Here is a 13,814-nt window from a genome sequence, read left to right on the forward strand (position 1 = left end):
GCTGGAAGTTCTAGCTTTTAAGAAATGAGTTTAGGTCAGGTAAAAATAAAACAGGGGCAATTGCATCAAAGCAATTGCCCCTGTTTATGGTATTGTAAATTCTTATAAAGACAGAATCTCAACGATTCTAGTCAGGTTTTCGTTTACTTTATCGATATGCTTGATTGCTTTATTGAATGGAGTAAACTGTACATTTCCACAGATTAGACCTGCCATTTCAGCTTTACGACCTTCCAGAAGACCTTCTACTGCAGCAACTCCTAAACGACTTGCCAGCACACGGTCCATACAGGTAGGTGATCCACCACGTTGGATATGGCCTAATATTGAAAGACGAACATCGTAAGCAGGGAAATTCGCTTGAATTTTCTCCGCTACTACCATTCCACCTTCTTTATCCCCTTCAGCAACGATAATAATACGAGATGATTTGTTTTTTCTGGTTTTATCCAGTCTTTTCATGATCGCATCATAATCTACTTCTAGTTCGGGAATTAATACCGCTTCGGCACCTGTACTGATTCCGGAGCGTAAAGCAATTAATCCAGAGTCTCTACCCATCACTTCCACAACGAATAGACGGTCGTGAGATTCTGCGGTGTCCCTGATTTTATCAACCGCTTCAACAACCGTGTTGATGGCTGTGTCATATCCAATCGTAAAGTCAGTTCCGTTCAGGTCATTATCAATGGTTCCTGGCATACCGATAATTGGCATGTCGAACTCCTCGATAAATTTGGATGCTCCGGTAAATGTACCATCACCACCAATTACGACCAATGCATCGATATTGTGTTTTTTTAGATTCTCATAAGCTTGCTTCCGACCTTCAACAGTACGGAATTCATCGCTTCTTGCAGTTTTAAGAATAGTACCACCACGTTGGATAATATTGGCTACGGATTTAGCGTCCATTGGGGTAATATCCCCTTGAACCATACCGTCATATCCCCTACGGATACCAAACATATTTTTGCCATGATAGATTCCTGTTCTGATAACTGCCCGAATGCCTGCATTCATGCCAGGAGAGTCTCCTCCTGACGTCAATACTGCGATGTTATTAATGTTGCTCATAGTTCAAATATACCGAAATACTTATTTTTTGAGGATAAAATGTTAAGAAAGCTTATTTCTTTGCTTTATAAGCATCAATAGCAGATTGCAAGTAGGCTTTATAACTTTCGATATTGGTGTTTGATCCGCTGGTCGGAACCAGAAGCTGTTCATCGTTGTCCAAAAGCGCGTATAAAGGCTGTGAATTACTATTGAATCTTGAAATTTGGAAATCGGTATTTTTTCGACCCACGTTTTTGATTTTTTTACCTGTTGTTTTCGATACAAATTGCTCTGCTTCCGGTAATTCCAAATCATAATCATCCACATACAGTTCTGCAAGGATAAATTGCTCGTTAATCATTTGTTTGATTACAGGATCTGACCATACTTTGGATTCCATTTCACGACAGTTTACACAGTTCCAACCCGTAAAGTCCACCAACAGGGGTTTGTCTTGCGCTCTTGCTGCTGCCAAAGCCTCATCGTAATCATAATACGGATCCATTCCTTTGATGGTCGTGCGATCATGGAAGTGCTTAAAGTACTTACGGTTATTTGCGTCAGGAGAAGTGGCATGCCCAGCTTGCACTCCTGCAGAGATATCAAAATCTTGTGTTCCAATTGGAGGAAGAAAAGCGGATACAGCTTTCAGTGGTGCTCCCCACATTCCTGGGACCAAATAGACCACAAAGGAGAATACCAGAACTGCAATAATCGTTCGAGGGACAGACATAAACTTCAGGTCGCTGTCATGGGCGAACTTGAGTTTTCCAATGAGGTAAAGTCCCATCAATGCGAAGATGGCAATCCATAGGGCAAGAAATACTTCACGGTCGAGGAATTGCCAGTTGTAAGCCAAATCCACATTTGATAAGAATTTCAAAGCCAAAGCAAGTTCTAAGAAACCTAGAACGACCTTCACACTATTTAACCATCCACCAGATTTAGGCATTGATTTTAAAAGTGCCGGGAACATAGCGAATAGGACAAATGGAATCGCCAAAGCAATGGAAAATCCTAGCATGGCAATGGCAGGAGCCAAACGGTCACCTTTAACCGCTGCATTTACCAATACTGTACCGATAATAGGTCCGGTACAAGAGAATGATACCACGGCTAAACTCGCTGCCATAAAGAAGTAACCAAGTAAGCCTCCTTTATCGGATTTTGCATCAATTTTATTTACGAAGGAACTTGGTAAGGTAATTTCAAATGCTCCAAAGAATGATGCTGCAAAAAATACCAGCATCAAGAAAAAGAAGAAGTTGAAAATACCATTTGTTGACAGAGCATGCATGGCTTGTGGGCCAAATATCATGGTAATCAACATCCCTAAGGCTACATAAATCACCACGATAAACAAACCATAAGTTAATGCTTGTGTTACAGCCTGAACTTTGCTAGCGGATTTTTTAGTAAAAAAGCTAACGGTCAGAGGTACCATTGGGAAAATACAAGGCATTAAAAAGGCAACAAATCCGCCTATTAGACCTTGAATAAATATTCCCCAAAGGGAGTTATCTTTTTGGTTATCGGATGAAACTACTGTTGGACTCACCGTTGCGGTGCTATCTGATGTTGCAGTATCTGCTCCATCAGAGAATTCAACATCCCCGAAATCTGTAATCAGCGTATCGGAGGTTTTTGCTTCTTCCTGACCAGAGCTGAATTCTACGTCATCAAAATTAATAAGAGTGTCTTGGGAAAATCCTTTTAAAGGAGTTACAGTAATAAGAAATAGCCACGTAAAGGCTATCAAAACGTTTTTTAAGCTAAACATATTTTAAGAGAATATGGAAAATTAAGAAAAAGGCAGGGTGTTCCTGCCTTTTGGTTCTTTCTATATTTTATTGAGGTTACTTGATAGTAACGGCAAATTCGTACTCATCTGGTGGTAAACAACGCTCTTTGTCGCATGCCATAAAGGTAGCTACTCCTTTAACCGTAGTTGGCTTATTGTTTGCCAATTTTACTTTTTGTTGAAAAACTACTTCACCATCGTAATAAGGAACATTCATTTTGAAGACATCTTCAAATTTTGATTTTGGTTCTTTAGCAGCTGGTTTACCAACAACTTTAGCTCCGTTTGCAGGAGTGAAAGCAAAGGATGTAGAAATAGGACCACCGGAAGGTACATTTAACCCGTAAATATGCCAACCTTGATCAACATTAGCTTTTAATAGAATTACCGCTTCTGTGTCTGAAACTTTCTTAAATCCTACAGACCATTTCACAGGAGTCTCTACTTGCGCAAAAACACCGGATACAGCGAAGATTAGAAATGCAATTAATAGATTTATTTTTTTCATAAAAACCGTTTTATTCTAACTTATGACTACTTATTGTTCATATAGTTTAAAATCAAAGTTAGGATTATCTTGAATAATATAATGCAGAAGTACTAAATTTATTGCAAATTAAAAACAACTTCTTTGAAATAATATTTTTTCTCGCTATTGTTTTCAAGTAATACTAATTCTCCGGTTTTATCAACTCTCAACAAGTAGGCTTCAAAGCTTCTATTTCCTGTAGAATAACTAGAAATTATGCTTTTTCTGAAAAGATTATCATTGTATTCCTGTAGTAATCTGCTGTCATTTAGCTTTTTGTACTTATGGTCTTGAAATCTGTGATGGAGGTGAGTAAGGAGGTTTAAGCAAGCTTCAGGTAGGTCATGAATAAATTTTCCGGTTTCATTGAGAATCGAACTTGCCGTATTTGCGATGTCTTCAAAAAATTGCTTTTGGTTGACATTTATCCCGATGCCGATGACGGATTGTTTTATGCTTTGTCCGGCGCTTTTATTCTCAATTAAAATCCCTGCAATTTTTTTATTTCCTATTAGGATATCATTGGGCCATTTGATGGTTGCTTTCACATGGATTGACTCCAACCAGTCTATTATTCCGAGGCTAATCAACATATTAAGGCTGAAGTGGTCCGTTAGGGGCAGATGAGTGGGATAGAGGACAAAACTAAAGGTGATGTTACTATTGGGTTCAGAGCACCATACGTTTTCCCTTTGGCCGCGGCCATGGGTTTGATTTTTTGCCATAATGGCAGACCACTCAGGGAGTGGCTTGAAATTTGACAATTGAGATTTTAAATAATCATTGGTAGAGCCTATTTCGTCTAAAACAATTAGCTTTTGACGTAGTGATTCTCCCGAAAATGTGTTATTTTGCAAAAGATATTGTGTTAAAATAATTTTTGAAACAATTTATTAGTCAAAAGTATAATAAATCTGAATGAGTAAAAATAAAAAAAGTTCGTTGTCCGAGAAGCTAGCCGATGTGGTCATACTAGGTATGCAGGAGAAAAAAGGCAACGAAATTGTGAGGATGGATATGCGAGAGGTAAATGGAACCTTGTCTGACTATTTTGTGATCTGCCATGCTGATTCTACGGTTCAAGTGAACGCTATAGCAAAGAGTGTTGAGGACGAAGTATATAAAGCATTTGGTCAGGACCCATGGCATAAAGAAGGCCAGGGAAATGGCGAATGGATATTATTGGATTTTATTGATGTGGTAGTCCATATTTTTAAAACCGATAAGCGGGAGCATTATAGAATAGAAGACCTTTGGGGAGATGCCCATATGAGCAAATACCAAAGCGCATAATAATTGTTGTGAAACGTAGATTAAGTTTATAAATGAAGAAAGTTCCGAGTAAGAAGATTACGCCAATGCCACCAAAATTTAATATGATCTGGCTTTGGATTGCGATGATCGTAGGGTTTTTTGGGCTTCAGTACTTATTTAGTGGCGAGTCATCCAAGAAAATTACCTACAAGGAGTTTGAACAAACAATGCTTATCCCTGGGGATGTTGAGAAATTAGTTGCCTACAAAAGCAATGATTTAATCGACGTCGAAGTATATATTAAGAGTGATCGATTGGACCAAGAGAAATACAAAGGTATTTCCACAAGTCCGAATAGTCTTTCTTTTTCCAATTCGACTGGTCCACAATTCCGATTTACGGAGCCATCAGCGGAGATCCTAGAACAAAAATTAAAGGCATCTCAAGACAGTTTGGCAGTAAGTCAACCAAGAATTGGCGTAACATATGAAGATAGAACGAATCCATGGGCTGGATGGTTTATTTCTTTTATGCTGCCATTGTTGATTATTGTGGTGATTTGGATTTTCTTAATGCGTCGTATGAACGGCGGAGCAGGTGCTGGGGGTGGTGCCATTTTCAATATTGGTAAATCCAAAGCGCAATTGTTTGATAAAGAGTCCCAAATTAATATCACTTTTAATGATGTTGCCGGATTAGAAGAGGCAAAAGAGGAAGTGATGGAGATTGTAGACTTCTTGAAAAACCCTAAAAAATATACAGACTTAGGTGGTAAGATTCCAAAAGGCGCCTTATTGGTAGGCCCTCCGGGAACTGGTAAGACCTTGTTGGCGAAAGCTGTGGCAGGGGAAGCGCAAGTTCCATTCTTCTCCCTATCGGGTTCAGACTTTGTCGAAATGTTTGTGGGAGTAGGTGCATCTCGTGTACGTGACTTGTTTAAACAGGCAAAAGAAAAGGCGCCATGTATCATCTTTATTGATGAGATTGATGCCATCGGACGTGCACGTGGTAAAAACTCTATCATGGGTGGAAATGACGAGCGTGAAAATACATTGAACCAATTATTGGTTGAAATGGATGGTTTCGGTACAAACGTTGGGGTTATTATCCTGGCAGCAACCAACCGTCTGGATGTATTGGATTCAGCATTGTTGCGTCCAGGACGTTTTGATAGACAGATTTCTATCGATAAGCCAGATTTAATCGGTCGTGAGCAAATTTTTAATGTGCACTTGAAACCGTTAAAATTAGCTGAAGAGGTAGATGCTAAGAAGTTATCAGCTCAAACACCAGGATTTGCTGGTGCGGAGATTGCAAACGTATGTAACGAGGCCGCATTAATTGCTGCGCGTAAGAATAAAAAAGCTATTGAAATGCAAGATTTCCAAGACGCTATTGACCGTGTCATTGGAGGACTTGAGAAAAAGAATAAGATTATCTCTCCGGAAGAGAAGAAAATTGTGGCATACCACGAAGCAGGACATGCTATCGCAGGTTGGTTCTTAGAGCATGCGGATCCATTGGTTAAGGTATCGATTGTACCTCGTGGTGTAGCGGCATTAGGTTATGCGCAATATCTTCCTAAAGAGCAATTCTTGTATACTACTGAACAACTTATTGACAGTATGTGTATGACCATGGGCGGACGTGTTGCTGAGGATATCACTTTTGGTAGAATCAGTACAGGTGCACAAAATGACCTGGAACGTATTACTAAACTGGCTTATGCCATGACTGCGGTATATGGTATGAACCATAAAGTTGGTAATGTATCCTTTAGAGATAGCTCTGGCGATAGTCAATTCCAAAAGCCTTATTCCGATCAAACAGCTGAATTAATTGATGATGAAGTAAGGGTATTGATTTCAGAAGTATATGATAGAACCAAACAATTGTTGTTAGACAAACAGGATGGTTTGATAAAAATCGCTGAGAAATTATTGGAGAAAGAGATCTTATTCCAAACTGATTTGGAAGAGATCTTAGGGAAAAGACCATTTACCAATAAGACAACATACGATGAGTTTGTGAATGGTGGCGCAGATGGAGGTGGAGTACCACAAACTGATCTTCCAATTCCTGCAACTGATCGCGAAGATGTGCAATCCAATTCAGAGGCACAGAAAAAATTAGATTCAGAATAATTTTAAGATAAAAATAGCAGGCAGGACCTTTGGTCCTGTCTGTTTTTATAATATGAATATCAGGAATACGACGGCGAAAGAAAAGATGCTGAAGAAAATTCGGCAGGCACTCCTTCAAAAGAGGGAGAATCCACATCCTATGTTTGAGGAAAGCGCTTTATATAAGGATGAAGAGGATTCATTAGATGTTACTTTTGCGAGGGAATTTACCCAGATGTCTGGTAAGTTTATTTACTGCGACGGGGAAATTAACCTAATTGAGAACCTGATTATTCTAGTTGAGAAAATCAACATCAGTAAAATATATGTTTGGGAGAAACCATTGCAACAGATGTTGGATCAATATGGTTTTCCCTTTCGCCAATCCCAACAAGCTTTAGAAGAAATTGAAGCAAGTATTACCACTTGTGAATCTCTGATTGCGAGAAATGGAAGTATTATGATTTCGAATGCTTCCGAATCAGGGCGTCGATTAAGTGTGTATCCTCCCGTTCATATTGTTATTGCCCGAGCTTCCCAATTAGTGATGGATGTAAAGCATGCCATGGCCCAGATCAAAGAACGTTATGGCGATGATCTGCCAACCATGATTACGACCATTACTGGCCCAAGCCGCACGGCTGATATCGAAAAAAGATTGGTATTGGGAGCACATGGACCAAAAGAACTTTATTTGTTTTTACTAGAAGACCGTTTTTAATGATACAATACTATCTTACTGCTACCCCTGTTGCCAGTATTATTTTTGCACTAACCATCGGATTAAGTATTTATGTTTTTTCAAACCCACAATGGTTCGGCAAACTAATGCTGCATCCATACTCGGTTTATCGTGATAAAAGTAAATGGTATCTTATGTTGAGTAGTGGTTTGATTCATAAAGATTGGATGCACCTGATCTTTAATATGATTACCTTCTATTATTTTGGATTTGGTTTAGAGCAGATTTTTGTAGAAATCAGTGGCCCATCAGGGCATCTTCTATTTGCATTATTGTACATTGTTGCTTTGATTTTGAGCGATATCCCTACCGTATTGCAACAGAAAAATAATTATAACTACCACAGTTTAGGAGCTTCGGGAGCAATCAGTGCCGTGCTTTTCAGTTATATTCTTTTTAATCCAAAAATGATGTTGGGCATCTTTATGATTATTCCTATGCCAGCTTATATTTTTGCTTTTGTTTATTTGGGATACTGTATCTGGGCTTCTAAAAATTCGAATGATGGAATTAACCACGATGCCCATTTATTTGGAGCTCTGTCAGGATTGCTTTTTACCATCATTGCCTATCCTTGGGTCATAAAGCATTTTATAGACCAGTTTTAACAAAGACATTTTACATATTATTCATTAACAGGACATTGAATTGATGTCCATCGGGGTCTGAGAAAGCAAAGCCATAATAATTGTTTTCGTCTTTCCCAATGGGTTGGGTTATAGTACCGCCCGCTGCTCGAACTCTGTTTTCAAATTCCTGAACTTCTTCTTCTGTATCTGCGGATAGCGTAAAAATAATACCATCCGTTTTAGATCCATTGGGTAAGTATTTGTCAATTTGACCTGTTCCTTTTTCAAAGAAGTGTATTACAAAATTATTTTCCCCAAAAAAGAAACTTGCCAATTGAAGTTTGTCGCTATGTGGAGGAGTATTGGATCTGAAACCTAGTTTACTATAAAATTCATCTGTCCGTTGAGCGGATTGAACGCTGTAATTCGCCCATATTAGTTTTGGATTCATAAAGCTGATTTTTAATTTGTTAAGGAACAAATGATAGAGGATTTCGTTTCCAATTTTTTATTTTTCTTGTCTTAGGGCAAGTCGAAAACTTTCCACGGCTTTTATTTTATTTGAAAATTTATTCCTAATTGAAGTGTTGAGAGGTCATAGGGACCGAAGTTCTGCATGTCAAACTTAGGCTTGTAGGCTGCAAAAACAGCAACAGGAGATTTATTAAAGTGATAGTTTAAGGATGCCTGAGGGCGAATCAAAAAATATCTTTCCCTAATATTATTTGGAGATTCAGCGGTATACTCAAGCACAATTCCAGTTCCCAATAGGCAAGATAAATGATTCATAAAACTAGGGAGCTGATATAAGTAATCTGCACCTATATAAGCACTTTTAATATTCGAATATCCTATGTAGGATTGAAATAGCTGATGTTTTGTGAGCTTTCTGCCATACTGCAATCCATAATAATATTCAATTTCATTAAGCAATGGATTTTCAGTGGAACTTTGCTCCTCAAGATTGATCTCGATAAAAACTGCAATGCTGTTTTTATCAGTTTTCGGTTGGGGATTAATATTTGCCATAAATGGCGTCAAAAGCGTCAATAAGTATAATTTCATGCTTACTATAAAATGTAAATCACCTTTTAAAAGACGATTTGATGCAGGATGCATCTAAAGAGCTTGCTTACTGAATAATTTTATTAGAATTCAATAGGGAATTGCTCCTTATTTTAAATTTTGTTTGGTAAAACTATTCGAATATTTAAATCTTTGGAATCACTAAATATTTCCTAATAATTTAATAAGGCGCAAAAATAGTATAAAATTATCAATTTTAGGTCGTGTTGATAAAATATGATTAGAGAAGTTAGGATCTGCTTCTGCGGTTAAGCAAGCAAGGATTTGTTCTAAACTAAGAGTGCTTTCCAAGCATCTTCAACATTGCCATTTTCCAATAAGGATTTTGCTTTTGTATGTTTTATTAAGGTGCGTGTATAAATATCTATCGAGTTGTCAAGGAGATCTCTCATTTCATCGGTTTGGCTAAATTCTTTAAGCTCCTTATCTGAAGGTAGATTATTTACAAGTGCCAGTAAGCCTAAATTATTCCCTGTTAATACGGAAGAGTTTTTTATCTCTGCGGGAATAGCATCAAACCCAATACCTAATCCAGTACTGTTTTTTGGTTTATCAATTTTAAATAAATTTTCGGGAACAACCCTACAATACCAATCTCCACCCAGTCGCGCGACAAGATCTAATTTTTGAGGCTCTATTTTGCCATTTTCGTTAATGATATCTTCTTTGATATGAAGTCTCTTTACCTCAGCAATAATCAGATTACCAGAACCAGCACTATTTCCTAAAGTAATAACATCCTTTATAAGGCATTCCATTTGTACCGATGATTCTGCCACCCTTGGTGGTTTTACAATTTCCGATGGTACTTCTGTCAATCCAGATTTTAAGAACTCGTTTATGTCCTTTGGATATTCCTTGCTCGTGAGGTAAGTCTGTTGAATCATATTATAATTCACAATATTTATCACGCATTCTGGTACTTCAAGAATGTTCTCGAGCGTATGTTTCTTGCTATTATCATGTGCCCTTGTGGTGACAGAAAAAATGCAAATTGGAGGATCGATACTAACTACATTAAAAAAACTAAATGGGCTCAAATTTACATTTCCATTTTTATCGATCGTGGAGGCAAAACAAATAGGTCGTGGAGCTATGATACTGTGCAAATAAGTTTGCATTTCCGATGATGATAAGGATGATGCGTCTATTGTTTTTAATTTCATCTATATGTAGTAATGATTTTTAAGCGCAGAAAAAATAAAATTAGATCCTGTTTGAGTTTATTTTATTGTTGGTCAGTTCGGATAATTAGTCCAGAGCTTAAGTATAAAACTACAATATTTTTTTGTTTCAAGGGGAGGTAAAGAATAAAATAAAATTTCTATAAAAGAAATAAAATTAACTAATTTTATCTTGAGGTAGAGTTTATAATTCTATTTTGATTTGTTTATCTGATCATTTTTATGAGAAATTTTTTAAAATATATCCTAGTTTCCCTTGTTGTAGCTTCTTGTGGCCCATATCCTGACAAACCAGATTACAAATATGAATACCAAAATTATAGTAGTTATAATTTAGAGGTGAAAAGATATTTGTCAAGTTATGCTATTAATGAAAAGGAAGTAGTTGAATATAGCTATAGATTAAACAAGAATGAATCTATTCGATTCGATGAACAAACGGATGAGTATACTCATTTTAAAAATCTCCGTTTGGATTCAGTTAAAATTCTCTTTGAAGATGGGAAAGAGCAGTTATTTAGGAGAAATGATTATTATGTTAATCTTAAGCGACATCAACGCGGCCCCATGGGTTCTGCAAGTCAGGTAATGACGGATCAAGGATCTTATATCCTAAAAACATATATTATCGATGATTCAGTCTATCAATTAGAAAAGTAGTTGTTGGCTCAGGGTAAACTTAGGGATTTATTCCGATTTTAATTTTGGGTAATTTGGCGCATTCTATGGTTCTCCTGAAAATTCAGCAAACATTATTGGTAGAAGGATTGATGGAGATGATGTTTCATTTCAAAATATTCTTGCAATTTATTTGTACTGAAGATTTACCTACCACCATCAATTATTTGTCCTCCACTATAAAATGCATAACCAAGAGTCAACACAATTGACAATATTATATATAATAAGGAAACAATATAGATAATAATTCTGTTAACGTTTTTTAAAACATAAAATCAAGTGTTTATTTAAAGGACCGTTTAAGAACCATTACGATAGTGTCAATAATCCTTATGCTCGTATTCATTGGAGATTTTTTTCAGTTATATGCATTTGCTTTAATTATGGAATTATTTATTTTTAATTGTTTTAATTTGTTAGAAAATAAACAATAAAATCGAACAGATATTTAGGAAAAATTAATATGAATAATAAAATAAAGTTGGAACAATTGATAGCGATAATGGATGTTTTGAAATTGGCTGAAAAATTAAAGTTCGAATTAAGACATAGTTGGTTATCTAATGGGAGACAGGAAAGTGTCGCTGAACATACTTGGCGGATGTCACTGATGGCAATTTTAATGGAGCCACTTTTGGATGAAAAGGTAGACTTAGCCCGATTGTTAAAAATGATCATTATTCATGATCTAGTTGAAGCTGAAGCAGGTGACGTTTCTGTATTGGATCAGATTCGTAATCCGGAGATAAAAAAATTGAAACAGCAAAATGAAGAGAAGGCGATCCTTAAAATTAGGGAAATGCTTGCGACGAGCACTGGTCAGGAGATTTATGATCTTTTTTATGAGTTTGAAGATAAGAAAACCTTTGAAGCTAAAGTTGCCAATGCGATTGATAAGTTAGAGGTTCAGCTCCAGCATAACCATGCCGATATTTCTACATGGGAAGAAGTTGAGTATGATTTGTCTTTTGTGATTGGTAAACATGTCCAATTTGATCAGACATTTATTATGTTAAAGGAATTAATCGAACAGCAGGCATCGCAAAAACTGGAAGATGCAGGATTTAATGTAATAGAGATCCGCAATCGTGCAATCTCAACTTTTAGCTAAGAAAAGAACAAAACTGAGGAGATTTTCGACTAAATACCAGAGACCGTCTCCTTTTTTATATAATCTGTGAATCATATTACAACTTTTAGAAAAGAGTATTATTAGTGAGCTAATATTTAATAAATAAACAAAAGCTGTTCTTAGCGAGATATTTTGTGCATAATTCCGATGAATGGTGGAGTAAATAATAGCCCTAAAACTAATTGAAGAGATGGTGTAATATATTGATTTATTAAGAAAAAAGATTGGGGTAAATAGGCTACAGAGATGTTATACTACCACTTTATAATCTCAAAAACGATGTAATTGTTGAATTCCATTGCTGTTAATCTTAGATTTAAGAACAGACAAGATTGCATAGATCTATTGGACATGCTACTTTTATATAGCGAGGTAAATCTAATGCTTGAATCTATAAGCCTAAAAAATATTTTGAACATTTTTTGTTACAAACAAATTCTAGGATATTCTTTCTCTATTTCAAGCTTTCTCCTAAATTATGGAGAAAACAAAGGAGATTCAGGATTCTTGGATGTATTTTCCATGTTATTGTTTAATCAGAGCAGAAATTTAATAATAGCTTTAACCGGTCCAATTTTCTCGGTCTAAACTTCGGAGTTGAATTGCTACAGCGAGGTGTTGGACTATGAGGACATGGGCAATATCAAAGCCTAACCTTCCAGATTTCCAAAACAAGAAAAAATACGATATTTCCTCCTTCTGTAATTCTTAGTGAATATATGGGTTTTTGGGTATTGAAATAAGCTTATATCCTTCGGTTTTTAAAGAATTTTGTAATTCGGATTCAGGTTCGATCTTGAATATAATAATACTCAAAGTTTGGCTAGGGACAATTCCCCATTTTGATAGGAAATCTCGTAATCCCTTCTTAAGGAGAATCTTTCTAAATCTTTTTTCAGATTTGTCTGCGGGGATTTTTTCACTTCCGGGGAACCAATAGTTTGGATTAAAACTTTTGATTGCTACCATTGGCAGGTTTAGTCCGGCTGCAAATTTTTCCATTTCTCTTTCGGATACTTTGTAGACAAAATTGCCTACTGGTTCATATGAAAATCTATTCTTCCAAATTTTATTTATTAAACCATATTTAATTTTTTCTAGGATATTATTGATTAACAATAAGCATGGCATTTTCAAAATTGGATCCTGTGGTTCAATGATAACAATAGCTTTTTTAGCTACTCGGATCATTTCATATAGTGCTGCATATGGTCTTGGGAAATGATGGTAGGACTCTTTACATAGAATATAATCAATGCTATTATTCTCGAAAGAGAGTTTTTCCGCATTTTCGGCTGAATATTTCTCAATAATCCCAACTTCTTTAGATACGGCAAGAAATTCATTACTAATATCGGAAGCAATGACATTTTGCACGCCTCTCTCCAATAAATAGTTTGCATCATGACCATAGGCATCTCCTATAGTAAGCCAGGTTGCATCTTTATATTTGGTAATGGGTTTGACGCAATCAAAAAAATGATTTTGTAACCAGTGGTTTATTGATCCTTTGTATGCTTTTATTCCATTCAACAGGGCCAATTTTTGCTCTTTTTCAGGGAATAGATTTGTATACCAATTGGAATGTCTATTATAACTATCTTCTTGAGGAGATTCAGGTTTCTTGGATGTATTTTCCATGTTATTGTTTAAT

14 protein-coding genes are annotated in these 13,814 nt (G+C 36.3%); 6 read left to right on the forward strand and 8 right to left on the reverse strand.

Annotated features, from left to right (window positions below):
• Positions 1-102: 102 nt before the first annotated feature.
• The 4 genes from pfkA to ACF3OC_RS00935 all read right to left on the reverse strand — a co-directional run bounded on the left by pfkA (position 103) and on the right by ACF3OC_RS00935 (position 4,246).
• Positions 103-1,077 (reverse strand): 6-phosphofructokinase, encoded by a 975-nt coding sequence (gene pfkA, locus ACF3OC_RS00920; protein WP_094257606.1) that lies wholly within the window; start codon positions 1,075-1,077, stop codon positions 103-105.
• Between the two features lie 52 nt (positions 1,078-1,129).
• Complete coding sequence (locus ACF3OC_RS00925) at positions 1,130-2,839, reverse strand: protein-disulfide reductase DsbD (RefSeq protein WP_094280992.1); 1,710 nt, start codon at positions 2,837-2,839, stop codon at positions 1,130-1,132.
• A gap of 76 nt (positions 2,840-2,915) precedes the next feature.
• Positions 2,916-3,368 (reverse strand): protein-disulfide reductase DsbD domain-containing protein, encoded by a 453-nt coding sequence (locus ACF3OC_RS00930; protein ID WP_392470688.1) that lies wholly within the window; start codon positions 3,366-3,368, stop codon positions 2,916-2,918.
• Positions 3,369-3,466: 98 nt separating this feature from the next.
• Entirely contained in the window at positions 3,467-4,246 is a 780-nt protein-coding gene (locus ACF3OC_RS00935; protein ID WP_179221482.1) for a biotin--[acetyl-CoA-carboxylase] ligase, read from the reverse strand.
• A 61-nt stretch (positions 4,247-4,307) separates the two neighbouring features.
• On the opposite strand from ACF3OC_RS00935, the gene rsfS reads away from it, so the two are divergent.
• Genes rsfS through ACF3OC_RS00955 form a run of 4 tightly spaced genes read left to right on the forward strand, consistent with a single transcriptional unit; the run spans position 4,308 to position 8,116 of the window.
• A complete protein-coding gene (gene rsfS, locus ACF3OC_RS00940; protein ID WP_094257610.1) occupies positions 4,308-4,682 on the forward strand; it encodes a ribosome silencing factor in 375 nt (124 codons plus the stop codon).
• A gap of 32 nt (positions 4,683-4,714) precedes the next feature.
• The gene (gene ftsH, locus ACF3OC_RS00945; protein ID WP_094257611.1) at positions 4,715-6,787 is read left to right on the forward strand and encodes an ATP-dependent zinc metalloprotease FtsH; all 2,073 of its coding nucleotides are present in this window, start codon (positions 4,715-4,717) and stop codon (positions 6,785-6,787) included.
• A 52-nt stretch (positions 6,788-6,839) separates the two neighbouring features.
• A complete protein-coding gene (locus ACF3OC_RS00950; protein ID WP_094280994.1) occupies positions 6,840-7,487 on the forward strand; it encodes an LUD domain-containing protein in 648 nt (215 codons plus the stop codon).
• Complete coding sequence (locus ACF3OC_RS00955; protein WP_094257613.1) at positions 7,487-8,116, forward strand: rhomboid family intramembrane serine protease; 630 nt, start codon at positions 7,487-7,489, stop codon at positions 8,114-8,116. The genes ACF3OC_RS00950 and ACF3OC_RS00955 overlap by 1 nt, the downstream gene beginning before the upstream one ends.
• Positions 8,117-8,126: 10 nt before the next feature.
• Here the strand turns inward: ACF3OC_RS00955 and ACF3OC_RS00960 are convergent, their stop codons facing one another.
• The 3 genes from ACF3OC_RS00960 to ACF3OC_RS00970 all read right to left on the reverse strand — a co-directional run bounded on the left by ACF3OC_RS00960 (position 8,127) and on the right by ACF3OC_RS00970 (position 10,329).
• A complete protein-coding gene (locus tag ACF3OC_RS00960; protein ID WP_094257614.1) occupies positions 8,127-8,528 on the reverse strand; it encodes a VOC family protein in 402 nt (133 codons plus the stop codon).
• A 101-nt stretch (positions 8,529-8,629) separates the two neighbouring features.
• Entirely contained in the window at positions 8,630-9,142 is a 513-nt protein-coding gene (locus ACF3OC_RS00965) for a hypothetical protein (protein WP_144043712.1), read from the reverse strand.
• Positions 9,143-9,432: 290 nt separating this feature from the next.
• Complete coding sequence (locus ACF3OC_RS00970; RefSeq protein ID WP_392470691.1) at positions 9,433-10,329, reverse strand: flavin reductase family protein; 897 nt, start codon at positions 10,327-10,329, stop codon at positions 9,433-9,435.
• A gap of 357 nt (positions 10,330-10,686) precedes the next feature.
• Here ACF3OC_RS00970 and ACF3OC_RS00975 point away from each other — a divergent pair, with 357 nt between their 5' ends.
• Both ACF3OC_RS00975 and ACF3OC_RS00980 read left to right on the forward strand, forming a co-directional pair.
• The gene (locus ACF3OC_RS00975; RefSeq protein ID WP_179221483.1) at positions 10,687-11,007 is read left to right on the forward strand and encodes a hypothetical protein; all 321 of its coding nucleotides are present in this window, start codon (positions 10,687-10,689) and stop codon (positions 11,005-11,007) included.
• A 484-nt stretch (positions 11,008-11,491) separates the two neighbouring features.
• Positions 11,492-12,139 carry an HD domain-containing protein gene (locus ACF3OC_RS00980; RefSeq protein WP_094280998.1) on the forward strand — a complete coding sequence of 216 codons (648 nt, stop codon included), beginning with the start codon at positions 11,492-11,494 and terminating at the stop codon, positions 12,137-12,139.
• A 729-nt stretch (positions 12,140-12,868) separates the two neighbouring features.
• Here ACF3OC_RS00980 and ACF3OC_RS00985 read toward each other — a convergent pair.
• The gene (locus ACF3OC_RS00985) at positions 12,869-13,801 is read right to left on the reverse strand and encodes a class I SAM-dependent methyltransferase (protein WP_094281000.1); all 933 of its coding nucleotides are present in this window, start codon (positions 13,799-13,801) and stop codon (positions 12,869-12,871) included.
• Positions 13,802-13,814 lie beyond the last annotated feature (13 nt).

It is taken from the genome of Sphingobacterium cellulitidis (assembly GCF_043187465.1).
Lineage (GTDB): Bacteria > Bacteroidota > Bacteroidia > Sphingobacteriales > Sphingobacteriaceae > Sphingobacterium > Sphingobacterium cellulitidis.